The organism is Kluyvera sp. 142486, assembly GCF_046569695.1.
In the GTDB taxonomy this organism is placed as follows: domain Bacteria; phylum Pseudomonadota; class Gammaproteobacteria; order Enterobacterales; family Enterobacteriaceae; genus Kluyvera.
Genome location: NZ_JBKHUI010000012.1, coordinates 1 through 26,492, shown reverse-complemented (window position 1 = coordinate 26,492; position 26,492 = coordinate 1). Strand labels below are relative to the sequence as shown.

25 protein-coding genes are annotated in these 26,492 nt (G+C 55.3%); 9 read left to right on the top strand and 16 right to left on the bottom strand.

Annotated elements, in window-relative coordinates; translation table 11 throughout:
* Window positions 1–33 precede the first annotated feature (33 nt).
* Window positions 34–1,230, bottom strand: a complete 1,197-nt coding sequence (locus tag ACLGE8_RS14190) for an ROK family protein (protein WP_410999367.1) — start codon at window positions 1,228–1,230, stop codon at window positions 34–36.
* Between the two features lie 114 nt (window positions 1,231–1,344).
* Between ACLGE8_RS14190 and ACLGE8_RS14185 the strand changes: the two genes are divergently transcribed.
* The 3 genes from ACLGE8_RS14185 to ACLGE8_RS14175 all read left to right on the top strand — a co-directional run bounded on the left by ACLGE8_RS14185 (window position 1,345) and on the right by ACLGE8_RS14175 (window position 6,941).
* Entirely contained in the window at window positions 1,345–4,602 is a 3,258-nt protein-coding gene (locus ACLGE8_RS14185; protein WP_410999365.1) for a DUF5107 domain-containing protein, read from the top strand.
* 66 nt (window positions 4,603–4,668) lie between these two features.
* A complete protein-coding gene (locus tag ACLGE8_RS14180; protein ID WP_410999363.1) occupies window positions 4,669–6,102 on the top strand; it encodes a sugar porter family MFS transporter in 1,434 nt (477 codons plus the stop codon).
* Entirely contained in the window at window positions 6,099–6,941 is an 843-nt protein-coding gene (locus tag ACLGE8_RS14175; protein WP_410999556.1) for an aldose 1-epimerase, read from the top strand. The genes ACLGE8_RS14180 and ACLGE8_RS14175 overlap by 4 nt, the downstream gene beginning before the upstream one ends.
* 40 nt (window positions 6,942–6,981) lie before the next feature.
* Here ACLGE8_RS14175 and potD read toward each other — a convergent pair whose 3' ends face one another.
* The 4 genes from potD to potA are packed head-to-tail and all read right to left on the bottom strand — an operon-like array spanning window position 6,982 to window position 10,810.
* Window positions 6,982–8,028, bottom strand: coding sequence for a spermidine/putrescine ABC transporter substrate-binding protein PotD (potD, locus tag ACLGE8_RS14170; protein ID WP_333498557.1), 1,047 nt, complete (start codon window positions 8,026–8,028; stop codon window positions 6,982–6,984).
* Window positions 8,029–8,044: 16 nt separating this feature from the next.
* Entirely contained in the window at window positions 8,045–8,836 is a 792-nt protein-coding gene (gene potC, locus ACLGE8_RS14165) for a spermidine/putrescine ABC transporter permease PotC (protein WP_390885190.1), read from the bottom strand.
* On the bottom strand, window positions 8,833–9,690 hold the full coding sequence (gene potB / locus ACLGE8_RS14160; RefSeq protein WP_333495652.1) for a spermidine/putrescine ABC transporter permease PotB: 858 nt from the start codon (window positions 9,688–9,690) through the stop codon (window positions 8,833–8,835). The genes potC and potB overlap by 4 nt, the downstream gene beginning before the upstream one ends.
* Complete coding sequence (potA, locus tag ACLGE8_RS14155) at window positions 9,674–10,810, bottom strand: spermidine/putrescine ABC transporter ATP-binding protein PotA (protein ID WP_410999361.1); 1,137 nt, start codon at window positions 10,808–10,810, stop codon at window positions 9,674–9,676. The genes potB and potA overlap by 17 nt, the downstream gene beginning before the upstream one ends.
* A gap of 267 nt (window positions 10,811–11,077) precedes the next feature.
* Here potA and pepT point away from each other — a divergent pair, with 267 nt between their 5' ends.
* Window positions 11,078–12,304, top strand: a complete 1,227-nt coding sequence (pepT, locus tag ACLGE8_RS14150; protein ID WP_410999359.1) for a peptidase T — start codon at window positions 11,078–11,080, stop codon at window positions 12,302–12,304.
* A gap of 127 nt (window positions 12,305–12,431) precedes the next feature.
* Here pepT and ACLGE8_RS14145 read toward each other — a convergent pair whose 3' ends face one another.
* From ACLGE8_RS14145 to ACLGE8_RS14100, 10 genes are all read right to left on the bottom strand, one after another.
* Window positions 12,432–13,553 carry a JmjC domain-containing protein gene (locus ACLGE8_RS14145; RefSeq protein ID WP_410999357.1) on the bottom strand — a complete coding sequence of 374 codons (1,122 nt, stop codon included), beginning with the start codon at window positions 13,551–13,553 and terminating at the stop codon, window positions 12,432–12,434.
* Between the two features lie 76 nt (window positions 13,554–13,629).
* Window positions 13,630–15,093: a two-component system sensor histidine kinase PhoQ gene (gene phoQ / locus ACLGE8_RS14140; RefSeq protein ID WP_410999355.1), complete on the bottom strand. Its 1,464-nt coding sequence runs from the start codon at window positions 15,091–15,093 to the stop codon at window positions 13,630–13,632.
* Window positions 15,090–15,764: a two-component system response regulator PhoP gene (phoP, locus tag ACLGE8_RS14135; protein WP_035896075.1), complete on the bottom strand. Its 675-nt coding sequence runs from the start codon at window positions 15,762–15,764 to the stop codon at window positions 15,090–15,092. Before phoP ends, phoQ begins: the two co-directional genes overlap by 4 nt.
* Before the next feature lie 123 nt (window positions 15,765–15,887).
* Window positions 15,888–17,258 carry an adenylosuccinate lyase gene (gene purB / locus ACLGE8_RS14130; RefSeq protein WP_410999353.1) on the bottom strand — a complete coding sequence of 457 codons (1,371 nt, stop codon included), beginning with the start codon at window positions 17,256–17,258 and terminating at the stop codon, window positions 15,888–15,890.
* Window positions 17,259–17,261: 3 nt separating this feature from the next.
* Complete coding sequence (gene hflD / locus ACLGE8_RS14125; RefSeq protein ID WP_410999351.1) at window positions 17,262–17,903, bottom strand: high frequency lysogenization protein HflD; 642 nt, start codon at window positions 17,901–17,903, stop codon at window positions 17,262–17,264.
* 74 nt (window positions 17,904–17,977) lie between these two features.
* A complete protein-coding gene (gene mnmA / locus ACLGE8_RS14120) occupies window positions 17,978–19,087 on the bottom strand; it encodes a tRNA 2-thiouridine(34) synthase MnmA (protein WP_035896079.1) in 1,110 nt (369 codons plus the stop codon).
* A 53-nt stretch (window positions 19,088–19,140) separates the two neighbouring features.
* On the bottom strand, window positions 19,141–19,602 hold the full coding sequence (locus ACLGE8_RS14115) for an NUDIX hydrolase (RefSeq protein WP_410999349.1): 462 nt from the start codon (window positions 19,600–19,602) through the stop codon (window positions 19,141–19,143).
* A 57-nt stretch (window positions 19,603–19,659) separates the two neighbouring features.
* Complete coding sequence (gene csgC, locus ACLGE8_RS14110) at window positions 19,660–19,989, bottom strand: curli assembly chaperone CsgC (RefSeq protein ID WP_410999347.1); 330 nt, start codon at window positions 19,987–19,989, stop codon at window positions 19,660–19,662.
* Window positions 19,990–20,047: 58 nt separating this feature from the next.
* Window positions 20,048–20,584, bottom strand: a complete 537-nt coding sequence (locus ACLGE8_RS14105; RefSeq protein ID WP_410999345.1) for a curlin — start codon at window positions 20,582–20,584, stop codon at window positions 20,048–20,050.
* A gap of 48 nt (window positions 20,585–20,632) precedes the next feature.
* Window positions 20,633–21,139 (bottom strand): curlin, encoded by a 507-nt coding sequence (locus ACLGE8_RS14100; RefSeq protein WP_333495647.1) that lies wholly within the window; start codon window positions 21,137–21,139, stop codon window positions 20,633–20,635.
* A 701-nt stretch (window positions 21,140–21,840) separates the two neighbouring features.
* On the opposite strand from ACLGE8_RS14100, the gene csgD reads away from it, so the two are divergent.
* Genes csgD through csgG form a run of 4 tightly spaced genes read left to right on the top strand, consistent with a single transcriptional unit; the run spans window position 21,841 to window position 24,176 of the window.
* Complete coding sequence (gene csgD / locus ACLGE8_RS14095) at window positions 21,841–22,491, top strand: biofilm master transcriptional regulator CsgD (RefSeq protein ID WP_185670000.1); 651 nt, start codon at window positions 21,841–21,843, stop codon at window positions 22,489–22,491.
* A 2-nt stretch (window positions 22,492–22,493) separates the two neighbouring features.
* Window positions 22,494–22,883: a curli production assembly/transport protein CsgE gene (csgE, locus tag ACLGE8_RS14090; RefSeq protein ID WP_185669979.1), complete on the top strand. Its 390-nt coding sequence runs from the start codon at window positions 22,494–22,496 to the stop codon at window positions 22,881–22,883.
* A gap of 9 nt (window positions 22,884–22,892) precedes the next feature.
* Window positions 22,893–23,306: a curli production assembly/transport protein CsgF gene (gene csgF, locus ACLGE8_RS14085; protein WP_410999342.1), complete on the top strand. Its 414-nt coding sequence runs from the start codon at window positions 22,893–22,895 to the stop codon at window positions 23,304–23,306.
* A gap of 24 nt (window positions 23,307–23,330) precedes the next feature.
* The gene (csgG, locus tag ACLGE8_RS14080; RefSeq protein WP_185669981.1) at window positions 23,331–24,176 is read left to right on the top strand and encodes a curli production assembly/transport protein CsgG; all 846 of its coding nucleotides are present in this window, start codon (window positions 23,331–23,333) and stop codon (window positions 24,174–24,176) included.
* 25 nt (window positions 24,177–24,201) lie between these two features.
* Here the strand turns inward: csgG and rluE are convergent, their stop codons facing one another.
* A complete protein-coding gene (rluE, locus tag ACLGE8_RS14075) occupies window positions 24,202–24,873 on the bottom strand; it encodes a 23S rRNA pseudouridine(2457) synthase RluE (protein ID WP_410999340.1) in 672 nt (223 codons plus the stop codon).
* Between the two features lie 229 nt (window positions 24,874–25,102).
* On the opposite strand from rluE, the gene icd reads away from it, so the two are divergent.
* Entirely contained in the window at window positions 25,103–26,353 is a 1,251-nt protein-coding gene (gene icd / locus ACLGE8_RS14070; RefSeq protein WP_220440620.1) for an NADP-dependent isocitrate dehydrogenase, read from the top strand.
* Window positions 26,354–26,492: the final 139 nt, after the last annotated feature.

The window sequence follows — 26,492 nt, the reverse complement described above, 5'->3', positions numbered from 1 at the left end:
GGCGCTACGCTTGGCCGGGCTGCATTGTGTCGGTTAAACTTCACTCAGCAACGCCTCGACGTAGAGATAGCCGCTGCCCAGTAACTGCTGCCCCGGGGTCAATTGACCGAATCCAATCTGCGTGGCCTTAATTTTCGGCGTATCGCCGTGATCGAAAGGGTTAAACCCGGTCTGACGGATAATGGTGTTTAGCCAGGGTTCGCCAAAGGCGCAGCTTCGACCATACAGCCAGATCTGGTTAATATTGAGAATGTTCAGAAAGTTATAAAGACTCAGCCCAATGGCGCTGGCCGCGTTTTCCACCCACGCCCGTACCGGGCCTTCTCCACGCCGCCAGGCGTCGATCAACTGAGCGGTGGTCAGATTATCGGGGTCGAGGCTCTGGTTGCCGGGGCGGGATTTTAGCCAGATACGGGCCTGCTTTTTCAGTGCGCTCAGCGATGCCACCGTCTCAAGGCAACCGTAGCGGCCGCAGTCGCAGGCCATGCCGTCGGGGTTGATTATCGTGTGACCAATTTGCCCCGAACCATACAGGCTACCGCGCCAAATCCTGTCGTTAATCACGAACGATGAACCAATGCCGTAGTCGACGTTAATCACGCAGAAATCCTCCAGCGCCGCCGGGTTTTGCCATTTCTCCGCCAGCGCCAGCATCACACAGTCATTATCCAGGTGCACCTGGATGCCCAGCTGTTCTTCGAGTAGATAACGGATCTCCAGCGGCGCTTTCCACGGTGCCTGCGGCATGGTTTGCGATACCCCGGTCACCGGGTCGACCTGCCCGTGGACGCCAAGCGCCAGGTTGATGGTGGCCTGCGGATGCTGCTTTCTGTACCGCCGCCAGTGGGTCGCAATCGCGCTAATCAGCGCGGTGGGTTGCGGGGCGCTAATGGTTTCGTGCTGTACGTCGCCGATGGGTAACAGGCGGCTATCGGCGAGTTGGCTGCTGATATGGGTGGGTGACACGTTCATACACAGCAGCCAGGCCCCGTCGGTGGGGATCTGGAAGCTGCCGCTGTTGAGCCCGCGCTGGCTGAGGTTTTCTCGCGAATGGGTAATACGGCCTTCATCCAGCAGCTCCTGCAGAATATTGCTGACCGCCGGGATCGACAGCCCGGTTATCTGCGCCAATCGGGACTTACTGAGCTGCTTTTCGCGCCACAGATGACCAAGAAAGACCTGCTTGTTGGTCTGCCTGACCCGCGCATTATTAAAACCGGTTCGCAACATTTACTTAACTCCCTTAACTGTATTGCGTGAGCATTGCGCATTTTAACCGCGACATGCTCGGTCAGAATGCTGTCATTCCCCCATTTCACTTCAATTTATTTAGTGGAGAGCCGAATGTACAGTGCAGTGAAGGTTTGGCAAGAAACCGTATCCCTTCCAACATGGACCACCGGAGCCGAAGATCCCAATCCGATGTTTCTTGAAAAACGCGTCTATCAAGGATCTTCCGGCGCGGTCTGGCCCTATGGCGTTATCGATACCCTGACCGGTGAACGCGAAATGCGTGATTACCAGGCGGTATGGATGGAGAACGACTTCATCCGCGTGATGCTGCTGCCGGAGTTAGGGGGGCGTATCCACCGCGCCTACGACAAAGTCCGTGAGCGTGACTTTGTCTACTACAACGAAGTGGTGAAACCGGCGCTGGTTGGCCTGCTAGGGCCGTGGATCTCCGGCGGCATCGAGTTTAACTGGCCGCAGCATCACCGCCCGACCACCTTTATGCCGGTTGACGTGAATATCCAGGCGGGTAAGCAGGGCGAGCAGACGGTATGGATGGGCGAAGTGGAGCCGATGCGTGGTCTGCAGGTGATGGCGGGCTTCACGCTGTATCCAGACCGGGCGCTCGTTGAGATTACCGGCAAGGTCTTTAACGGCAACGCCACTCCGCGTCATTTCCTGTGGTGGGCTAACCCGGCGGTGAAGGGCGGCGACGATCACCAGAGCATCTTCCCACCGGACGTGACCGCCGTTTTCGACCACGGCAAGCGCGCCGTATCGGCATTCCCGATTGCTACCGGCACTTACTACAAGGTGGACTACTCCGCGGGCGTGGATATCTCACGCTATAAAAACGTGCCGGTACCGACCTCCTATATGGCGGAAAAATCAGACTATGACTTTGTCGGCGCCTACCACCACGGCGAGCATGGCGGGCTGCTGCACGTTGCAGACCATCACGTTTCACCGGGCAAAAAACAGTGGAGCTGGGGCTACGGTGATTTTGGCCAGGCCTGGGATCGCAACCTGACCGATGAGAACGGCCCGTACATTGAACTCATGACCGGGGTCTACACCGATAATCAGCCAGACTTTACCTGGCTCGCCCCGTTCGAAGAGAAGGTATTTGTGCAGAACTTCCTGCCGTATGGCGAATTGGGTCGGGTGCACAACGCCAGCACTACGCTGGCTATCAAACTGGAACGCAGTGACGACGCTGTCACGCTGGGCGTCTACGCCGTGGCTCCGCTACATGAAGTTAGCGTTGTGCTGGCATCAGAGGGCGAACCGCAATGGGAGACCGTGATCTCGTTAACGCCGGGAGAGAGCTGGCAGCAGGCGCTGCCGTCGCCGGGGCCACAGCGTTTGTCGCTGACGGTGCTTGATGCCACCGGAGCCACGCTGTTGCGCTATGACGAGCATATCCCGCAGGAGACACCGCTGCCGGACGCGGCGCAAGCCCCAGCGCTGCCGGAAGCGATAGATAACCCGGACGAGCTCTATTTCATCGGCCAGCATCTGGAGCAGTACAACCACGCCAGCCGCCATGCGCAGGACTACTACCGTCGGGCGCTGGCTATCGACCCTCACGATTATCGCAATAACGTCGCGCTCGGTACGCTGGCGCTGAATGCCGCCGACTGGGCGCAGGCGCAGCAGTGTGCGGAAGCCGCGCTGGTGCGGGCGCATCGGCTGAATAAAAACCCGCGCGACGGCGAGGCCAGCTGGCTGCTGGCAACGGCGCTGGAGCGTCAGGATAACGACGATGCGGCATGGGATAGCTATTACAAAGCGAGCTGGAGCGGCAACTGTCGCGATGCGGCCTTCTGGGCGCTGGCACGGCTGGCGATGAAGCGCGGCGACTATGCTGACGCGTTGAAAAAAGTCGAGCAGAGCCTGCAATTTAACGGCAGCAATAATCTGGCGATGGGGCTGAAAGCGCTGGTGCTGGCGCGTTTGGGCCGTGAAGACGAAGCGCTGCGCTGGATTGCACAACAGTTGGCGCAGTATCCGCTGAGCTACCCGTTGCATTACGCACGCTGGGCTATTCGCGGCGACGATGCCGATCGCGACTCGCTGCTTAAGGTGACCGGGCAACGCGGCACTAACGCCAGCATTCTGGCCGGCTGGCTTATCTCGCTAGGCCTGCGTGAGGACGCGCGAACGCTGCTGGCCGTCCTGGACAGCCAGGAGACGTTGCCGCTGCTGTGGCGTGCGGCGCTGGGCGACGATCGTGCCGCCAACCTGCAACGGGCGCGGCAGGCCTTTGCCCGCCGGGTGCGCTTCCCCAATACGCTGGATGAAGTGCAGATGCTGCAACAGCTCCAGGATTCTCCTTTCGCCATCTGGCTGCTGGGCTGCTTCTGGTACAGCAAGCGCCGCTACGATGAAGCGGTAGCCTGCTGGCAGCAAACTCTGGCGCTGGAGCCGACCTTTGCCCCGGCTCACCGTCTGCTGGGTATCTGGCAGTGGAACAAACAGCACGACGCCGATGCGGCGGCGCAAAGTCTGGCGCAGGCGGTAGCGCTGGAGCCGGAAAATGCGCGCTTCCTGTTTGAGCTGGACTGTCTGGCGAAGCTGAATGCAGAAAGCGTAGAGACCCGTTTGTCGCGGCTCAATGACCGGCTGAGCGTGGTCTTCCGCCGTGACGATCTCACCGCTGAGCTGCTCAGCCTGTGGCATGCCCACGGTGATTATGATGCCGCCGCCGAGGTATTGCGTGACCGCGTCTTCCATCCGTGGGAAGGCGGGGAGGGGAAAGTCACCGGGCAGTATTTGCTCAACCAGATGCATCGGGCGTTAGCGCAGGATGATCCGAGCCGTTCGACCGCGTTGCTGGAAGCCGCGCTGCGTTATCCGCATAACCTCGGCGAAGGCCGCCTGCCGGGGCAGACGGATAACGATATCTGGTATCTGCTGGGCGTCTATGCCTCGCAGGCGGGGCAGCATGAGCAGGCGCAGTACTACTTCAGCCGTGCCCGTGACGGCGAATCGGTGCTGGAGGCTGGACGCTATTACAACGACCAGCCTGCCGATTACCTTTTCTGGCAAGGAATGGCGCGACGGGCGCTGGGCGATAACGCCGGGGCCGAAACGCATTTCCGCAGCTTTATTTCCTGGGCCGAAGCCAACCGCGACACGCCGCCGGAGAGCGACTTCTTCGCGGTCTCTCTGCCGGACCTGGTGGCGCTGGATAGCGATAGCCGCCAGCAGCATCAGCAGCACTGCCTGTTTATTGAAGCGTTGGGCTGGCTGGGATTGGGCGAACGTGAACGCGGCACGGCGCTGTTGACTCGCCTGCTAACCCTTAACCCTGCGCATGACAAAGCGCATCTGTTCCACCATGTGTTGAAACACGATCTGTTGCCATAACATAACAGCGGGCGGCATGAGTCGCCCGCCACTCTGACCCTGCGTTTTCCGACTGAGGAAATCAACATGAAAGCTACAGAATTAAAAATGGGGTACGTCTGGACCATCTGCCTGGTGGCCGCCTGTGGTGGGCTGCTATTTGGCTACGACTGGGTGGTGATCGGCGGCGCAAAGCCGTTCTATGAAGCCTACTTTAATATCACCGACCCGGCGCAGTCCGGGTGGGCAATGAGCTCGGCGCTGGTCGGTTGCGTACTTGGCGCGCTGGTTTCGGGCTGGTGTGCCGATAAATTTGGTCGCCGCCTGCCGCTTATCCTTGCGGCCATTCTCTTTAGCGCCTCGGCGTGGGGAACGGCGATGGCCAGCAACTTTGACATGTTTGTGGTGTATCGCATCGTGGGCGGCGTCGGGATTGGGCTCGCCTCTGCGCTGAGCCCGCTTTATATCGCCGAAGTGAGCCCGGCAGAAAAACGCGGGCGCTTTGTCGCCATCAACCAGTTGACCATCGTCATTGGCGTGCTGGCAGCGCAACTGGTGAATCTGCTGATTGCCGAACCGGTAGCCGCTGGTGCGACCCAGCAGGCGATTGTCGAGAGCTGGAACGGGCAAATGGGCTGGCGCTGGATGTTTGGCGCAGAATTACTGCCCGCGGTCGCCTTCTTACTGCTGCTGTTTATCGTACCGGAATCGCCGCGCTGGCTGATGAAGGCTGGGAAAGAGTCCCGCGCCCGTCAGATGCTGGAGCGTATTGGTTCGCCGGAATATGCCAGCCGTACCCTGAACGATATCGCCCATACGCTGGCGAAAGATAGCCAGCGTGTCGCCTTTTCTACGCTGTTACAGCCGCAGGTTAAACCGGTGGTGATTATGGGCATCGTGCTGGCTATCTTCCAGCAGTGGTGCGGTATCAACGTGATTTTCAACTATGCACAGGAGATTTTTGCCTCCGCCGGGTTTGATATCAACGGTACGTTGAAATCAATAGTCGCCACCGGGATTATCAACCTGGTCTTCACCATCGCCGCGTTGCCGCTGGTGGATAAACTGGGGCGTCGCAAGCTGATGCTGCTGGGGGCGAGCGGTTTAACGGTTATCTACGCGTTGATTGCCGGGGCCTATGCGCTGGGCATTATGGGGTGGCCGGTGCTGCTGCTGGTGCTGGCGGCGATCGCCATCTACGCCCTGACGCTGGCGCCGGTCACCTGGGTATTGCTGGCGGAGATTTTCCCTAACCGCGTGCGCGGGCTGGCGATGTCTTTGGCAACGCTGGGGCTGTGGGTAGCCTGTTTCCTGCTGACTTACACCTTCCCACTGCTCAATGCCGGTCTGGGCGCGGCGGGCAGCTTCACGCTCTATGGCATCATTTGCGCGCTGGGCTATCTCTACATCCTGCGTAACGTGCCAGAGACAAAAGGCGTGACCCTGGAGGCGCTGGAAGAACAGTTGGCGGCGAGCCACCAGAAAAGCGCAACGGCAGCCAACACCGGTCGAGCGCACTGATGACCGAACTGCTGCTTGAGAATGCGTATCTGCGGATGCGCATTACCCCGCAAGGTGGCGCGGTACTGAGCCTGGAGCGGGTGGCTGACGGCCAGCCGCTGCTGCACCCAGGGAAGGGCGCTCGGCCGGATGGTGTGGCGCTGTTTCCCATGCTCCCCGTGGCAAACCGGGTGCGGGATAATCGCTTTATGCTGGCGGGAGAGTGGGTGATGCTGCCGGACTCCCCGGCGGATAATGACTTCTTCCTGCATGGCGACGGCTGGGTAAGCCGCTGGACGGTGATATCACAGACGGCGCAACGCTGCGTTCTGACCCTGAGCCAACGGCACCGCTGCGGGTTCGATTATCACGCCGAGCTGAGCTATACGCTGGTAGAAACTGCTTTGCAGGTGGCGATAACGCTGCGTCATCGCGGGATTAAACCGATGCTGTATGGCACGGGAATCCATCCGTTCTTTACCCTCGATAGCGATACGACGCTGACCTTCTCTTCCGCGGGCTACTGGCCGGAAGGGAAACGGCATTTGCCTGAACGATGGCAGCCCACGCTGCCTGAAGACGCCGACTTTAATCGGCCCGCACCGGTTGCCGACCGCTGGCAAAATGTGGGCTATTCCGGCTGGGGCGGCGTGGCGACGCTACGACGATCGGACATGACGGTGCAGCTGACGGCCCGTACGCCCTGGCTGATGTTGTATCACCCGCCCGGTGAATCATTTGTCTGTCTTGAACCGCAAAGCCATCCGGTTGATGCGCACTCGATGGAAGGACAGCCGGGGTTGGTGTTGCTGAGTGCGGGGGAGGAGATGCATTTTTCGGCGGAGATAGCGCTGGTGTAGCCCGGCGGCGCGATGCCTGCCGGGCTAGCGGGCCTGTAAATTAACGTCCCGCTTTCAGCTTCTGGTAATACTCTTCGTACAGCGTGCTGGCGCTGCCAACATCGTTTTGCCATTCGCCTTTGTTGATGGTTTCGGCATCCGGGTAGAGCGATTTGTCGTTAGCGACTTCCGGGCTCAGCAGCTTACGCGCCGCCAGGTTTGGCGTTGGGTAGCCGATGGTTTCCGCCACCTCTTTTGCCACGTCCGGGCGCAGCAGGAAGTTAATCAGCTTCAGCGCGCCCTCTTTGTTTTTGGCATTGGCGGGAATAGAGAGGCTGTCCATCCAGAAGATACCGCCTTCTTTCGGCCACACCACTTCCAGCGGCGTACCGGCCTGACGGGCCACGAACGCCGAGCCGTTCCACACCATCCCCAGATTGACTTCGCCTTCCATATACGGGTTAGCCGGGTTGTCGGAGTTGAACGCCGCCACGTTTGGCATCAGCTTTTTCAGCTCGTTGTAGGCCGCTTCAATCTCTTTCGGGTCGGTGGTGTTACCGGAGTAGCCGAGCTTACGCAGCGCGACCTGGAACACTTCACGGGCATCGTCGGTCAGCAGCAGGCTGCCTTTATACTCTGGCTTCCACAGGTCAGCCCAGCTGGTGACGGTTTTCGGGTCAATCGCATCGCTGTTGATGCCAATCGCCGTGGCGCCCCAGATATACGGGATCGAGTAATCGTTGTTCGGATCGAACGGTTTGTTGAGCATCTCCGGGTCGAGGTTCTTAAAGTTGCTCAGCTGACTTTTGTCGATCTTCTGGATCATGCCCTCTTTGCGCATCTTGTCGACAAAGTAGGTCGACGGCACCACCAGATCGTAGGCACCGTCTTTGTAAGTCTTGAGCTTGGCGTACATGGTTTCGTTCGACTCGTAGGTCGAATAGATAACCTTGATGCCGGTCTCTTTGGTGAACTGTTCCAGAAGTCCAGGCGGCACGTACTCCGTCCAGTTATAGAAATAGAGCGTTTTGCTATCGTCCGCGTGGGCCGCACTCATACCGAGCGCTAAAGCACCTGCCGCGAGCAGGTGGCGTGACCATTTTTTCATTTTACGTCCCCTGAGTTTAGTGCCTGACCTTCAGGCCCTTGGTTTTATCTCGTGCAATCAGCTGGCTGGCAATCACCATCACCAGCGACAGCACCAGCAAAATCGTCGCCAGCGCGTTCACTTCCGGTGAAACGCCAACTTTCACCATTGAGTAGATCTTCAGCGGCAGAATTTCATAGCTCGGCCCGGTCACGAACGACGATACCACCACGTCATCCATCGACAGGGTAAAGCTTAGCAGCCAGCCGGCGGCCACTGCCGGTAACGCCAGCGGTAGAATGATTTTGCGCAGAATGGTCAGTTCGCTGGCTCCGAGATCCTTCGCCGCTTCCAGCATGCGCACGTCAAAGCCTTTGAGGCGCGAGTAGACGGTGACCACGACGAACGGCAGGCAGAAGGTGATATGCGAGAACAGCAGCGACCAGAAACCAAGCTGAATGCCGAGCAGCATAAACAGCACCAGCAGAGAAATCGCCATCACGATATCCGGCGACATCATCACCACAAACAGCATGCCGCTGACGAACGGCTTGCCGCGAAAGCGGTAGCGGTACAGCGCTACGGCGGTGAGCGAGCCAATCAGCGTGGCGGCGGTGGCGGAGAAAATCGCCATCGTCAGCGAGTGCTGGGCCGCCTGTAACAGGCTGTCGTTGTTCATCAGCAGGCTGTACCATTTGGTGGTGAAGCCCTGCCAGTTGATCCCGAAGCGTGAACTGTTAAACGAGTTGACGATCAAAATGATAATCGGGATGTAGAGATAGGCGTAAATGGCGGACATAAAGCCGCCGCGCAGCAGTCGACCGATCATTCCAGCTCCACCTTCTTATTCAGCAGGCGCGAGGCGCGCCAGTACACCAGCAGCATCAGCCCCATCACTACGGTCAGCGTAATGCTGGTGGCCGCACCGAACGGCCAGTCGCGGATGTTGAGGAACTGGCTCTTGATGACGTTACCAATCAGCAGGTTTTTCGCACCGCCCATCAGGTCAGAGACGTAGAACAGCCCCATCGCTGGCAGCATCACCAGCAGACAGCCGGCGATAATCCCCGGCATGGTCAGCGGAATAATGATGCGGATAAACGTTTGCAGCTTGCTGGCACCGAGGTCTTTCGCCGCTTCCAGCAGCGGTTTATCGAGCTTTTCAATGCTGGAGTAGAGCGGCATCACCATAAACGGCAGCAGGATATAGACCAGGCCGATAATCACCGCGCTGGGGGTGAACATGATGCGGATAGGGGTATCAATAATGCCCAGCCACAGCAGGAACTCGTTGAGATAGCCCTTGGTGCTGAGGAAAATTTTCAGCCCGTAGATGCGAATCAGCGAGTTGGTCCAGAACGGCACAATCAGCAAAAACAGCAGCAGCGGGCGCACGTTATGCGGCAGACGCGCCAGAAACCAGGCGAAGGGATAGCCCAGCACCAGGCACGCTAGCGTCGCGATAAACGCCATGTTCAGCGAATGCAGCAGCACCTCGGCGTACAGCGGGTCAAGCAGCCGGGTGTAGTTGTCCAGGGTAAAGACCATCTGGACGAAGTTGGCATCATCACGCGTCAGGAAACTGGTGATGATGATCATCAGGTTGGGCAGGAACACGAACAGCACAAGCCAACCGACGATGGTGGCAATCACCACATTCTGGAACTTACTTGTGCTCTTCATCAGCCAGTACAACCTCCCAGCTTTCTACCCAATTAATCGCCATTTTCTGATCTAACGAGTGGTCAAAGTCGGGGTCGTCTTCGTTGAAGAATTCGCTGACCATCACCATCTTGCCGTTCTCAAGCTCAACCACTGACTCCAGCGTCATGCCTTTATAGTTACGCTCGCGTACGTAACCAATCAGGCCGTCGACTTCGGTGCCGTCGTGAATTTCATCGACGCGCAGATCTTCCGGGCGCAGCAGAACGTTAAGCTTTTGCCCCGGCGTGACCGGGAATTTGACGTCAATATTGCATTCGCGGCCTTCGACGCTGGCGCGCACGCGCAGCTCGTCGAGGCGTTCAATAACGGTGGCGTTGAAGATGTTGATCTCGCCAATAAAGCTCGCCACAAACAGATTCTTCGGCTCTTCGTAGATTTCGCGCGGCGTGCCGTCCTGCTCAATTTTGCCGTCGCGCATCACCACGATACGGTCGGACATGGTCAGGGCTTCCTCCTGGTCATGGGTGACGAACACGAAGGTGATGCCAAGCTTACGCTGCAGCGCTTTCAGTTCGTTCTGCATCTGCTTACGCAGCTTGTAGTCGAGCGCGGAGAGGGATTCATCGAGCAGCAGCAGGCTTGGCTTGTTGACCACGGCGCGGGCAATGGCGACGCGCTGTTGCTGCCCGCCGGAGAGCTGGTGCGGTTTACGCTGGGCAAACTCTTCAAGCTGCACCATACGCAGCGCATCGTGAACCCGTGGGCTGATATCGTTTGCCGGGGTTTTCTGCATCCGCAGGCCAAAGGCGACGTTATCGAAAACGGTCATATGCGGGAATAGCGCGTAGCTCTGGAACACGGTATTGACGTGGCGGTTTTCGGCAGGCACGTCGGTGATGTCCTGGTCCTCCAGATGGATTGTCCCGGCATCGACGTTTTCCAGCCCAGCGATAAGGCGAAGAACGGTTGTTTTACCGCAGCCAGAGGGGCCAAGCAGCGTGAGGAACTCGCCGTTATTGATGGTCAGGTTCAGATCGGAGATGACCGTTTTCCCATCGAAATCTTTGCGAATTCCCGCCAGTTGCACCAGCGGTGAAAGCGAACGCGATTTTGTATTCAATTTCTTACTCTGTCCCATGTCAACACACCGGATGGCTTACCGATGCGGGGTTTGTGGTTATCCACCTTTAGACGTTTAGAGGTCTGATATTTATTAATAAGGGCTGGCATTCTACGGCAAACGATACCCAATCGCCAATCCTTGTCTAAGCTACCTTAGGTATATCTGATGATTAGCGACGAATTGATGAAAAAAATGGCCTTTGCCGGGCTAAAAGTGACCTGACGCAATATTTGTGTTTTCCTGCTTATTGATAATGTTGTCACAAAAAGTGAGGGTGGCTACATGGATAAATTGCTTGAGCGTTTTTTGCAGTACGTTTCACTGGACACACAGTCGAAGCCCGGCGTGCGTCAGGTGCCGAGTACCGAAGGGCAGTGGAAACTCTTACATCTGCTCAAAGAGCAATTGGAAACAATGGGGCTGGTTAACGTCACGCTAAGCGAGAAGGGAACGGTGATGGGCACCCTCCCGGCGAACGTCAGCGGCGATATTCCAGCGATCGGTTTTATCTCCCATGTTGATACCGCACCGGATTTCAGCGGTAAAAACGTCAATCCGCAAATTGTTGAAAATTATCGCGGCGGTGATATCGCGCTGGGTATCGGTGATGAAGTGCTATCGCCGGTGATGTTCCCGGTGCTGCATCAGCTGCTGGGGCAAACGCTTATCACCACCGATGGCAAAACGCTGCTCGGTGCCGATGATAAAGCCGGTATTGCCGAAATCATGACCGCGCTGGCGGTGCTGAAAGAGAAAAACATCCCGCACGGCGATATTCGCGTGGCGTTTACCCCGGATGAAGAGGTTGGTAAAGGGGCGAAGCACTTTGATGTCGAAGCCTTTAATGCCCAGTGGGCCTATACCGTGGACGGCGGTGGCGTGGGTGAGCTGGAGTTTGAGAACTTCAACGCTGCCTCTATTACCATCAAGATTGTCGGCAACAATGTGCATCCGGGTACCGCGAAAGGGGTGATGGTCAACGCACTGTCGCTGGCGGCCCGCATTCACGCGGAAGTGCCGGCCGACGAGAGCCCGGAAACCACCGAAGGCTACGAAGGTTTCTATCATCTCACCAGCATCAAAGGTTCGGTGGATCGCGCAGAGATGCACTACATCGTTCGCGACTTCGACCGTAAGCAGTTTGAAGCGCGCAAACGCAAGATGATGGAGATTGCTAAGAAGGTGGGCAAAGGTCTGCACCCGGATTGCTATATTGAGCTGATTATTGAAGACAGCTATTACAATATGCGCGAAAAGGTGGCCGATCATCCTTATATTCTGGATATTGCCCAGCAGGCGATGCGCGATTGCGACATCGAGCCGGATCTCAAACCGATTCGCGGCGGCACTGACGGTGCGCAACTGTCGTTTATGGGACTCCCGTGCCCGAACCTCTTTACCGGCGGCTATAACTACCACGGCAAGCACGAGTTTGTGACCCTGGAAGGGATGGAGAAAGCGGTGCAGGTGATTGTGCGCATCGCGGAGCTGACGGCGAAACGCGGCTAGTCAGCAAAGAAAACCCGGCTGATATATGCGCCGGGTTTTTTGTAGGCCGGATAAGGCGAAGCCGCCATCCGGCAATGTGCGTCGTTCTGCCGGATGGCGGCTTCGCCTTATCCGGCCTACGCATTATCTATTCTGCGAAAAACCAATACCCGCTGTTCACCAGCGCGGCCAACATTGCCAGGAAGGATGGGTCGTCCAGCGCCTCACCAAAATGCTGGCTCTCCAGCATAATACTGCCCGCCATCGCGTCCAGCGCCTGCTGATGCGGTGAATCGACTTTCTCGCCGTTAACAAAGAAGTCATCGCCAATACGAATCACCCGCAGGCCGCCCAGGCGTTGCAGCATGTCGCCCTGTTGCAGCGCATCGTAAATCTCATCCGGCTGATAAGGCGGCTCCGGCGGCGCAATATCCAGCTCATGGCGCGACTGGCTGATAAACTCGCCCAGCCACTGCTGGAAATGTTCCGGCTGCTGGATCATCCCCAGCATCATGTCACGCAGACGATCCACTTCCTGCGGCAGCAGATCTGCCGGGTGATCGCGCGAAGGTACGTCCGGGTCGCTGTAGTGCTGGCTGCCGAGGTCGCGCTGCAGAATATAGTCGGCAAAGCCACTGATCAGCTCGCGGCTGTTTGGTGAACGGAAGCCTACGGAGTAGTTGAGTGAATTCTCCAGCGCGTAGCCTTCGTGCGGGAATCCTGGTGGAATATAGAGGATATCGCCGGGCTCCATCTCTTCATCGATGATCGCCTCGAACGCCTGCACCTGCAGCAGATCCGGGTGTGGGCAGTGCTGCTTGAGCGCGGTTTTCTCGCCTACGCGCCAGCGACGACGGCCGGTACCCTGAATGATAAAGACGTCATACTGATCGACGTGCGGGCCTACGCCGCCGCCCGGTACCGAGAAGGAGATCATCAGATCGTCAATGCGCCAGTCGGGGAGGGCGCGGAACGGGCGCATCAGCGCGCTGGAAGGTTCGTGCCAGTGGTCAACGGCCTGAACCAGCAGCGACCAGTTGCTTTCACCGAGGTGATCGTAACTTTCGAAAGGACCGTGGCTGACCTGCCAGTTGCCATCAAGGTGGCTCACCAGCCGGCTATCTACTTCATTTTCCATCGCCAGACCAGCCAGTTCATCCGGTGAAATAGGGTCAATAAAGTTGGCGAAGCCGCGTTTCAGCACCACCGGGCGTTTTTGCCAGTAGCGCGCCATAAAATCGGGCCAGTTTAACGTTAAGTGGTATTCCATATTGATATTTCCGCAGCAGATGTATGTCCGGATTATACATCGTATTCACAAAACTACTCTGCTACGGAAACATTATTTACCCTTCGTGACTGTCCAGATCCTGATGGCCGAAAAGAACCTCCATTTTCGCGCCGCCGAGCAGGCTTTCGTGGGCGATGATCTGGCCGTCATATTGGTCAACGATATCGCGGGCCACCGACAAGCCAACCCCTTGTCCTGGGCGTAACGTGTCGGCACGCTGGCCGCGGTCAAATACGATATCGCGCTTGCTGTGCGGAATGCCCGGACCGTCATCTTCGACAAAGATATGCAGATAATCATCGGTCTGGCGGGCGGAGACCTCAACGAACTCAAGGCAGTACTTGCAAGCGTTGTCCAGCAGATTACCCATCACCTCCATAAAGTCGTTCTTCTCACCGACGAAGGAGATCTCCGGCGAAATGTCCAGAGTGATGTTAACCCCTTTACGCTGATAGACCTTATTGAGCGCTGACGTCAGGCTATCCAGCAGCGGGGCGACCGGATGAAGCTCGCGGCTAAGCAGAGTGCTATCGCTACGCATGCTGGCGCGATGCAGGTAGTAGCCAATCTGCTGCGAGATGCGGCTTATCTGCTCCAGCATCACCGGCTCGGCCTCGCTGACGCTGATCTTTTCACTGCGCAGTGAGCGCAGCGAGCTTTGCAGCACCGCTAGCGGGGTTTTCAGACTGTGGGTCAAATCGGTGAGCGTAGTTCGATACTTGTCATAGCGGTCGCGCTCGCTTTTCAGCAGCCGGTTCAGGTTACGCACCAGGCTTGTCAGCTCGCGGGTGGTGTCGGGGTTCAGATGCTCGCGGTGATGCTCCTCCAGCTCGCGAACCTCGCGGGTGAGGTCGGCAATGGGTCGCAGGCTCCAGTGGGCCGCAATCCACAGTAGCGGGATCACCAGCAGCAGGTTGGCGGCAAGCACGTAGGAGAACCAGCTCCAGACCATATAGGAACGTTTGAGCTCAATCGGAATGGTATCGACTACCACGATGGTCAGCGCGGGCATCAGGCTGGTGGCCGGGTAGCTGTTGACGGCCACTGAGTGGGTCATCTCCGAATCATCGCCTTCCTGGCGCATTTCGGTCAGCTCTTTTTGCATCTCATGATCGTCGCGCAGCAGGGTACTACTCGCGGTAGCATCGGCTTCTACCTCATAGAAACCGTTGCCTTTAAGCCACTCGGGCTGAATGCTTTCCACCAGCCACGGCAGATCTTTTTGTTGCCACAGCAGTTTGCCCCGATCGTCATAGATCAGCGCAACCGTGGGGCCCTGCATATTGAGATTTTCGGGGATATCGACGTGCAGCGCGTTGTCTTCCCATTTGGAGAGGGTATAGAACAGGTTGCTCTCACCGCGCAGCAGACGGAAGGTGGTTTTATCGAAGCTGACGCTGTAACCGACCAGTGCCACCATGCCGTAGGCCAGCGACAGCACGATAACCACCGCAGCCGTCGCCAGCAGGAAACGCATCCGCAGCGACAGCGGCAGGAAATGCCGACGTAAGCTCTTCATTCACGTAGTTCGAACAGATAGCCCTGACCGCGAACGGTGATAATCACGTCCTGGGGATACTGAGCCTGAATTTTCTTGCGCAGGCGGCCCATCAGTACGTCGATGGTGTGGCTCTCGCGCAGCTCCGCATCGGGATAGAGCTGAAGCATCAGGGAGTCTTTACTGACCACTTTGCCGTTATTGCGAATCAGCGTTTCCATAATGGTGTATTCAAACGCGGTGAGCTTAATCACCTCGTCATTAATGGAGAGTTCGCGGCGGGAGAGGTCAACCTGGAACGGCGGTAGTGAGATAACCTGCGAAGCATGGCCGCTGTTACGACGCATCAGCGCCTGCATACGGGCCGCCACTTCTTCAATATGGAACGGCTTGGTCACGTAGTCATCGGCGCCCGCGCTCAACACTTCCACCTTATCCTGCCAGCTTTCACGCGCGGTGAGCACCAGAATAGGCAGCGAAATATCGTGGCTGCGCCAGCGGCGGATCAGCGACAGGCCGTCTTCATCAGGAAGGCCTAAATCAACAATCGCAATATCCGGGATATGCTCGCCTAAGTAATAATCTGCTTCCTTCGCATCTTCTGCGGCATCCACCTGGTGGCCCATTTCCTGGAGCTGAACTTTCAGGTGGTGACGTAACAGAGCGTTGTCCTCTACGACGAGTACGCGCATGCTGTTTCTCCATTAAATAAATTACGTGAATAGTTTAACGCGATTATGAGCTTATGGAGATAAACATTAACTAAATTGGCGGAAAAGTCCCCTCCTTCAGGAAGAAGGAGGGGTAGAGCGGGATTATTTCAGCTCGTCAACCATGGTGATGGCGCGGCCGATATAGTTCGCTGGCGTCATGGCTTTCAGACGGGTTTTCTCTTCTTCCGGCAGCGCCAGACCGTCGATGAACTGCTTCATGCCTTCGGCATCCACGCGTTTGCCGCGGGTCAGTTCTTTCAGCTTCTCGTACGGTTTTTCGATACCGTAGCGACGCATCACGGTCTGAATTGGCTCAGCCAGCACTTCCCAGTTGTGGTCCAGTTCGTCGAGCAGACGATCGCGGTTCACTTCCAGTTTGCTCACGCCTTTCAGGGTGGACTGGTAGGCGATCAGCGCATAGCCAATACCCACGCCCAGGTTACGCAGCACGGTGGAGTCGGTCAGGTCACGCTGCCAGCGGGAAACCGGCAGCTTGCTTGCCAGGTGCTGCAGCACGGCGTTGGACAGGCCCAGGTTGCCTTCGGAGTTTTCGAAGTCGATTGGGTTAACCTTGTGCGGCATGGTGGAAGAGCCGATTTCACCGGCGATGGTTTTCTGCTTGAAGTGGTTGAGCGCAACGTAGCCCCACACATCGCGATCGAAGTCGATCAGAATGGTGTTGAAGCGCGCGATGCAGTCAAACAGCTCGGCGATATAGTCGTGCGGCTCGATCTGAGTGGTGTACGGGTTCCACTGAATGCCCAGAGAGGTGACGAACTCTTCGCTGAACTGGTGCCAGTCAACGTCAGGATAGGCGGCGATGTGGGCGTTGTAGTTGCCAACTGCGCCGTTAATTTTGCCGAGGATCTCAACCTGCTCCAGCTGACGGTACTGACGTTCCATACGGTAGGCGACGTTCGCCATCTCTTTACCGATGGTTGACGGCGTTGCCGGCTGACCGTGAGTACGGGAGAGCAGCGGAATGTCGCGATACTGAACGGCCAGATCTTTGATGGCGTCGATGGTTTTGCGCCAGTACGGCAGCACGACTTCTTCGCGCGCGGTTTTCAGCATCAGCGCGTGGGACAGGTTGTTGATGTCTTCGGAGGTGCAGGCAAAGTGAATGAATTCCGACACGGCGTGCAGCTCAGGCACAGACGCGACTTTTTCTTTCAGGAAATACTCAACCGCCTTCACGTCGTGGTTGGTGGTGCGCTCGATAGTCTTAATGCGCGCCGCGTCTTCTTCATTGAAGTTTGCCACGATGCTATCAAGGAAACCGTTTGCGTCGGCAGCAAAAGCAGGAACTTCCTTGACGGCTGCGTGTGCGGCCAGCTTCTGCAGCCAGCGTACTTCGACTTGTACACGGAATTTCAGCAAACCATATTCGCTGAAAATCCCGCGCAGCGCGCTGACTTTATCGCCGTAGCGTCCATCGACAGGGGAAACGGCGGTCAGTGAGGATAATTCCATAGATCATAACTCCGGGGTTAAATGAGCAAGAATTTGTTTGGCCTGAGTGGTCAGGCGATTACGAGAAAACATCAGCTGTAGACGGCCACCGCCCACCTGGTGCCACAGCACCGCGGCGCGGATACCTGCCAGCAGCGAAGCGCGGACCTTAGACTGCACCTGCGGGCTTTGCAGCACGGCAGGGGAGCCGGTCACCTGAATTCGCGGGCCAAGCGGGCTAATCACGTCAACATAAATACCCGCCATCGCGCTCAGCAGGGTGTCTGACTGTAAATCAAAATGGTCGAGCTGGCGTTGCAGTCCGGCAATACGGTTGCCCAGAATATCCATCGCCCCTTTGGCGGCGGCGAGCTTGCGCTCCAGCACCATCAGGCTGAGGGTATAGCGGGTCAGCTCTGCGTTCAGACCCTGACGGCTGCTGGCGTTCAGCACCGCGAGCAGAGTTTCAAGGCCGAGACGAAGATTGGCTTCACTGCCACCGAAGACGCCCAGCGCAGAGTCCGGGTTGAGATCGATAATACTGTTCAGCGAAACATGTAACGCATCGCCGTCGCAGTGCCCTTGATGGGCTAGCTGCTGCACCAGACGGGCTGACTGGCAAATGCCGGCCAGCGCCAGGGTGATGTCATAGTAATTCTTCGCCACGCTCACTCCTTGTTGGCACCTGACCGGCGACGTAGCGCGGGCCAGAGTGCGTTGTACCCTATCGAAGCAGGGCTTTATTCCACTGGCAGCGGCAGGCGCTGCTCAATCACGCCGCCACCCAGGCAGATTTCCCCGTTGTAGAACACAGCGGACTGACCTGGGGTGACTGCGGCAACAGGTTCTTCAAAACGAACCTCAATACGACCTTCATCCAGCGCGGTGACGGTGCACGGGATATCGGTCTGGCGATAGCGGGTCTTCACGGTGCAGCGGAACGTGCCGGTGACCGGTTCACGGTCAACCCAGTGCAGCTGCTGCGCGATAAGACCAACGGACATCAGGCGCGGGTGATCGTGACCCTGGGCGACAACCAGCACGTTGTTTTCAACGTCTTTGTCGACCACATACCACGGATCTTCCGTCCCTTCTTTGGTCCCGCCAATACCCAGACCTTTACGCTGACCGAGCGTGTGGTACATCAGCCCCTGATGGGTGCCGATCTCTTCGCCGTCAACGGTGATGATTTTGCCCGGCTGCGCCGGCAGGTAGCGGCCGAGGAACTCGCGGAATTTACGCTCACCGATAAAGCAGATACCGGTAGAGTCTTTTTTCTTCGCGGTGATGAGATCCAGCTCTTCGGCGATTTTACGCACCTGCGGTTTTTCCAGCTCGCCGACCGGGAACAGGCTCTGTGCGATCTGTTCGTGGCCCAGCGTATAAAGGAAGTAGCTCTGGTCTTTGTTGCCGTCGAGGCCACGCAGAAGCTGGCTTTTGCCGTTAACATCCGCGCGGCGCACGTAGTGGCCGGTGGCGATGTAATCAGCGCCCAGATCTTCAGCAGCGAACTCGAGGAAGGCTTTAAATTTGATCTCTTTGTTGCACAGGATATCCGGGTTCGGCGTACGGCCCGCTTTGTACTCTTCCAGGAAGAGCTCAAATACATTATCCCAGTATTCGGCAGCAAAGTTCACGGTGTGCAGCTCAATGCCGAGCTTATCGCATACCGCTTGTGCATCGGCCAGATCCGCCGCCGCAGTGCAGTATTCCTCGCCGTCATCTTCCTCCCAGTTCTTCATGAACAGGCCCTCCACCTTATAGCCCTGTTGTTGTAACAGGTAGGCGGAAACGGAGGAATCAACACCGCCGGACATACCGACGATCACTTTTTTCTGGCTTTCTGACATTGGAATACTCACGACATTGGACTTCAAGGCGGCATATTCTATCACGCGGCCCTTTACTTGACACCCTCTGTAAACGGCCAGTTAAATTCGCCGATTAATGACAGCGGATAGCGTGCATCCTGCTGATAGCTACGAATACTTTCGGCTACCAGCGCGGAACGCAGGTTGTTGGCTTGCAAAATCTCGTCGGCGCTGAGCCATAAACAGCGGTCAATATCGCTATCGTGCGGTTCGGTCGCACAGATACTGTCGAGTTCAATGACAAACAGGAATCGCAGGAACGGCGTGTTGTCCGGGGCCTGCCACTGATGCATTCGGAGAAAATGCTGTGGCTTAGCGCGGATACCGGTCTCTTCCCATAGCTCGCGTTCAGCGGCCTGGGCCAGCGTTTCATCTGCCTCAAGGTGGCCCGCGGGCTGATTCCAGAGCGCTTTGCCGTTGATGGTCTCTTCAACGACCAGAAATTTATCTTCAGCGTGAACCACGCAGGCGACGGTAACGTGTGGCTTGAACATGCGGCATCCTTATCGAGCGAGAAAGAAGATAAGGATATAAAGAAGAAGAGGGGGAAATCAAACTCGCGCCGACGATTGCCAGCTTTGCTGCACGATGATCCCCTGGCGGTTGCTGAGGGTGACGGTCACCTGCGCCCATTCTCCCGGCGGCAGCGTCAGCGTCATGCTGGCCAGCGACTGCGGCTTTTTCCCCTCAAGCGTAATGCTACCGCGCTGGCTACTGGAGCTTTGCCCAGACGTCCCTTGATGAATGACGCTTACGGTTAACTGGCACTGGCAATCGTCGGCCAATGTGACCATCGGGGTAATAACGACCGCATCGGCCTGCTGTTGGGTATCAAACCAGAGCTGATTGCTAAGGGCGGCGGCGATAAGCAGCAGATGCATAGAAGCCTCCTTTTGGTGAGTAAAATCAGCCGGATGAGAGGCTCATCCGGCTGTAGTGTTATTGCTGTGAGGTGTACGAGTTATTGTGGTTACCGCTTTGGTTCACAATCGTCAGCGAGTTATTGTACGACTGATTAACGTTGCTGTTGTTGTACCAACCGCTCTGGGAGACTAGCACCATCGCGTCATGCGCAGACTGGCCCACGGTTGAGCCGTTGTAGCTGCCGGTCTGTTTCACTTCAATCGAGCTTCTGTCGCCGGTCTGTACCGCCGTAGAGTAGTTGTTGTTACCCGCCTGGTTGATGCTGGTCAGGCTACGATCGCCGGTCTGGTTGGCCACCGAGGTGTTGTTACTGCCGCCCTGGTGTACGTCGATTTTCGATTTGTAGGCGCTGCTTTGCACTGCACTCGAGCCGTTGCTATTGCCAGACTGGTAGACATGGATCATGGCATCCCAGTTACCGACCTGAGGCAGCGTCGGGCTGCTGTACTGCGGGAATTCTGACGGGCCGCCGCCACCTGAATGGCTACCGGAGGCCAGCGCTGAACCCGAGACGAACAATGCTGAAAAAACAACAATTTTCCACGTTTTCATGAAGATACCCCATAGGTTTATCGATAGTTAACTCACCCGTACCGCTTGCTAATTTTGGGTAATGCGAATTGCCATTCCTGCCGAGTTTTGCACAACGCCCGCGCTGCGGTTTGTGCCCGTTTGATTAATCTGCGTAATATTGCCGTTGCCTTTGTTGACAATTTCCGCAAAGTTATCAAAACCCGTTTGCGTAATATCTGCCTGATTACCCGTGCCTGCCTGCACTAATATTGCGGAGTTATTCGTCCCTGATTGGGTAACATTGGCAGTATTACTATTGCCGTATTGAGCCAGCGCCGCGCGATTATTAAAGCCACTTTGGCTTAACGTTGCGGCATTATGTCCACCAAACTGCGAAATTGAGCCAAATAAATGACTGCCAGACTGAGTAATAGCGGCGAAATTTCCACTGCCTTGTTGACCAGTAATAGCAATTTTATCGTAGCCCTGATGGAATTTATCCAGCCCGGAGAATTCTGAGCCCGCTAAATCCCCTCCAGCAGTTGCCAGACAGGAATAACCCAATACGGGTATTAATAAAAACCACTGTTTCATAATGGCACCTTGATTTAACCAACGGTTAAAGTCAGGAGTTAAATCGGCGCACCAATAACCTGCTTTTGAATAATTGGCTGCGCTGATTTATGGCTTGAGTATGTCGGAGGGAAGAAACTAATTTTTTCGCCTGAATTGCGTATTTTGAAAAATCACGTCAGTCGTTAGTATGAGTTTTTGGGGGGAAGCTCGTGGTGGGGCTCGGTGCGTGCGGGATGCTACCGGGATGTGTTCTTATACGATCAGTACGTATTGGTTTACACCTCCTGCAAAACCTGCCATTTCTATGACAAATAATGTCAGGTCTCATTTACACCCACTGCCTTTTTTGGTGGGTCTGGCAATATCATGCATAAAATACGATGTATCTATGAGGCTAATCCCCGAATTTTGCCAAAGAACAATTCCGCTATTTTTTGTAGTAAAATCAGCATTAAGGTGAAATCAGGCTGAAATAAACTGACATGATCTTGTTACAATTTGAAACACAAATAATCCTTGCGATAAAAATGGCAATGTCTAGATTGAACAGTATTGCAGCACTTCCTGGAAACAAGCGCCAATTGTGCGTCCATTTTCCCTTTATTGTCATACTTATATATCAGCAACTACACAGAACAGCACCTCTTTCTTGATATGCATTTTTTATGCATATCAGAAAGAGAGCTTGTTCCGAGCAGCAAGCGGAATGGGGTTTCATAATGCCGATAGAAATAGAAGCGGTGAATAATGATGCGTTAATGCTAATAACCCGGCCTTCATTGCAGGCCACTGCCCTGGTACATCAACTCAGAAGTTCGTTAACGATAAATGTCAAAACCCAGAATATTTTAAAATCGCTCGATCAGCTGAAAGCAGAGCGATTGCTGGTGCTTTTTGACCTAAGCGAGTCGGATAAAAAACGGAATTTACTCTGGCAAACGGAGCTGCGGCGGTTACGCGATAAAGTCAAAGTCCTGTTGATCAATATGCCGGATGATTACGCCTTCCACGAAGTGGAGAGCTGGCCGGGGATCAGCGCGGTATTCTACTTATCCGTTGATGAACACACCCTGATTGAAGGCATCCGCAACGTGCAGAAAGGCGGCTGCCATTTCCCTCACGACCTCACCAGTTATCTTATTAATCAATCAGGTAGTTACCGTTATCATGACGATACCAGCGGGCTGACGCAGCGTGAAAAGGATATCCTGAATAAGCTCAGGATGGGCGCTTCAAACGTGGAGATCGCCAGGCTGCTGTTCATCAGTGAAAATACGGTGAAAACGCATCTCTATAATCTCTTTCGCAAGATTGCGGTTAAAAACAGAACGCAGGCCGTCTCCTGGGCTAACGAAAATCTCAGGCGATAGTTATGAAATATTTATTCCGTATTACAGCATCAATATTGATGCTGATGGTATCGCACGCCAGTTATCCAGCTGAAGTCGAAGTGCCGGGTCTGGTTACCGATAACACTATTACGCGGGTCGGGCATGATTTTTATCGTGCATTCACCACCCACTGGGAGGCGGAATACCCTGCGGCTATCACAATTAATGAACGCCCCAGCGCGCGCTGGGGTAGTTGGATAACCATTAAAATCGACCAGGATGTTTTATATCAGACTTTTTTATTTCCAAGTAAAAAAGACTTTGATAAACAAGTCTCAATGGCTATCGCTGCTGTTTATGACTCTGTATCGAAAAGAGCCATTAACAAAGCATTATTAAATACCGGTGATTTGACCCACGACGAATTCTAGGAGCGTACGATGAAAGTGCTTTCTGTGATGCTTAGCATCGGCTTGCTATCGACTTCTGTTCATGCTGGAAATTTAACCTTCCAGTTTATTAACCCTAATTTTGGCGGTAATCCCAATAACGGTGCATTTTTACTTTCAGAAGCGAATGCGCAGAACTCTTATAAAGATCCTAATGCTTATGATTGGGGAGCCGTTTCGGGAACGTCGGCATTAGATAACTTTTCTTCCGCTGTTCAGTCGCAATTATTGGGTAGCCTAATGGGAAATGTCTCCAGCGGTAAACCGGGGCGATTAGTGACCAATGATTTTATTGTTGATATTAAAAATGTCGACGGCCGGCTCCTGATGAATATTCTCGATCGTAAAACCGGGAAATCCTCAACCATCGAAGTTGACGGTCTGAACAGTGTTTCATCAAATTAATCACCTCCGTGGCGAGATGTAGAAATGAAAAATATAGCTGGCGCAGTGGTTATTTTTATTAGCCTGTTCATGCTTACGGGCTGTATTACCTCTCCCCCTAAACAGGCCGCGAAACCGACGCTATTACCGCGATCGCAAAGCTACCAGGATCTCACGCATTTACCGTCGCCGAAGGGCAAGCTGTTTGTCTCGGTTTATAACATTCAGGATGAAACCGGGCAGTTTAAACCCTATCCGGCCAGTAACTTCTCAACGTCCGTACCGCAAAGCGCCACCGCCATGCTGGTGTCGGCGTTAAAAGACTCCAACTGGTTTATTCCCCTTGAACGTCAGGGGCTGCAAAACCTGCTCAACGAACGCAAAATTATTCGTGCAGCGCAGGAGAACGGCACCGTGGCGGTGAATAACCGCACCCAACTGCCGTCGCTGGTGGCGGCGAATATCCTGATCGAAGGGTCGATTATCGGCTATGAAAGCAACGTGAAAACGGGTGGGGCAGGGGCGCGCTATTTTGGTATCGGCGCCAGCACGCAGTACCAGCTTGATCAAATCGCGGTGAACCTGCGCGTGGTAAACGTCGGTACCGGGGAGGTGCTTTCATCGGTAAATACCAGTAAAACGATCCTCTCCTATGAGTTCCAGGCGGGGATCTTCCGCTATATCGACTATCAGCGCATCCTGGAAGGTGAGGTGGGTTATACGGTGAATGAGCCGGTGATGCTCTGCCTGATGTCGGCGATTGAAACCGGGGTCATCTATCTGGTGAATGACGGGATCACGCGTAACCTGTGGCAACTGCAAAACCCGTCAGACGCTAACGCACCGGTGCTGGAGAAATATAAGAACATCATTGTGCCCGATATTTCCTGAACGGGCTTTTCCGGCGAGCGCGGTGTTAGCCGCGCTCTGCGGCCGATGCAGCGGCATCGCGCCATTCGCCGTTTTTCAGGTCATCCAGCGTATAGCTGCCCATCGCATAGCGAATCAACCGCAGCGTTGGGTAACCTACGTGGGCGGTCATCCGGCGCACCTGACGGTTACGTCCTTCATAGAGCGTGACCTTCAGCCATGCGGTTGGAATAGCTTTGCGCTCACGGATTGGGGGATTGCGCGGCCATAGCCATTCCGGCGCGTCCACTCGCTCAATACCGGCGGGTAAGGTGGGACCATCGTTCAGCGTCACGCCATTACGCAGTGCCTCAATGGCTTCCGGCGTCGGTTCACCCTCAACCTGCACGTAGTAAATTTTCCCGGTGCGCTTACCCGGCTGCGTGAGTCTGGCCTGCAGCGCGCCGTCATTAGTTAACACCAGTAGCCCCTCGCTATCCCGGTCAAGGCGGCCTGCGGCGTAGACATTTTGCACAGGAATATAATCTTTTAGCGTGCTACGTCCTGCTTCGTCGGTAAATTGCGGCAACACATCGTAGGGTTTATTGAACAGAATAACGCGTTTTGGTTGGTTATCTTTACGCGCCCTGGTGGCTTGTCGTGAGCTGAATCGCTCAAGCTGGTTTTTTCTAAATGAAGTCTTAATCATAGTATTTTCAGGCTCTATAGATTCGCGCATTATAGCCTAATAACGAGAGTCTTTCATGGCGACAAACAATCAGGTAGTATTGACAGGCTTATTACAAAACATTAACAAAATGCTCTAACTCTTTGTGTTGCAGGAAGACGGTAAGACAGTGCATCTCCAGGCTATACCTAAACGGGATAAGTGGAGTGGGCGTAGTAGCGGCAAGAACCTGTGGCGTAAAGGATGACGAGCACACCAGAAGCGCTCGAAGGAGAGGTGAATGGAAAGCAAAGTAGTTGTTCCGGCGGAAGGTCAAAAAATCACCCTGAAAGACGGCAAGCTGAATGTGCCACACAATCCGATTATCCCATTTATTGAAGGCGACGGTATCGGTGTTGATGTCACCCCAGCAATGCTGAAAGTGGTTGATGCCGCTGTTGAGAAAGCCTACAAAGGCGAGCGTAAAATTTCCTGGATGGAAATTTACACCGGGGAAAAATCCACCCAACTTTATGGCCAGGACGTATGGCTGCCAGCAGAAACGCTGGATCTTATCCGCGACTACCGTGTTGCAATCAAAGGCCCTCTGACTACGCCAGTTGGCGGCGGCATCCGTTCTCTGAACGTTGCGCTGCGTCAGGAGCTTGACCTGTACGTGTGTCTGCGTCCGGTTCGCTACTATCAGGGCACCCCAAGCCCGGTTAAACACCCAGAACTGACCGATATGGTCATCTTCCGTGAAAACTCTGAAGACATCTACGCGGGTATCGAATGGAAAGCTGACTCTGCTGACGCTGAGAAAGTGATCAAATTCCTGCGCGAAGAGATGGGCGTGAAGAAAATTCGCTTCCCTGAACACTGCGGTATCGGCATCAAGCCGTGCTCCGAAGAAGGGACCAAGCGTCTGGTGCGTGCGGCGATTGAATACGCTATCACCAACGACCGCGACTCTCTGACCCTGGTTCACAAGGGTAACATCATGAAGTTCACCGAAGGCGCGTTCAAAGACTGGGGTTACCAGTTGATTCGCGAAGAATTCGGCGGCGAACTGATCGACGGCGGCCCGTGGCAGAAAATTAAGAACCCAAACACCGGCAAAGAGATCATCATTAAAGATGTGATCGCCGATGCGTTCCTGCAGCAGATCCTGCTGCGTCCAGCTGAATACGACGTTATCGCCTGTATGAACCTTAACGGTGACTACATCTCCGATGCGCTGGCAGCTCAGGTTGGCGGTATCGGTATTGCACCGGGCGCGAACATCGGTGACGAATGCGCACTGTTCGAAGCGACCCACGGTACGGCACCGAAGTACGCAGGCCAGGACAAAGTGAACCCAGGTTCTATCATCCTGTCCGCAGAAATGATGCTCCGTCATATGGAATGGTTCGAAGCGGCTGACCTTATCGTTAAAGGTATGGAAGGCGCTATCAACAACAAGACCGTGACCTATGACTTCGAACGTCTGATGGAAGGCGCTAAACTGCTGAAATGTTCAGAGTTTGGTGACGCGATCATCGAAAACATGTAATCCACTCGCTGGGTTCGTGATAAACGGGAGCCGGTGGGTTCCCGTTTTTTTGTGCACAGAAAACCCCCAGCTAGGCTGGGGGTTCCGGAAAGCTTTCAGCTTTAAGCCAGTTATTAAAACCCCTTTTGATTTGTTAAAA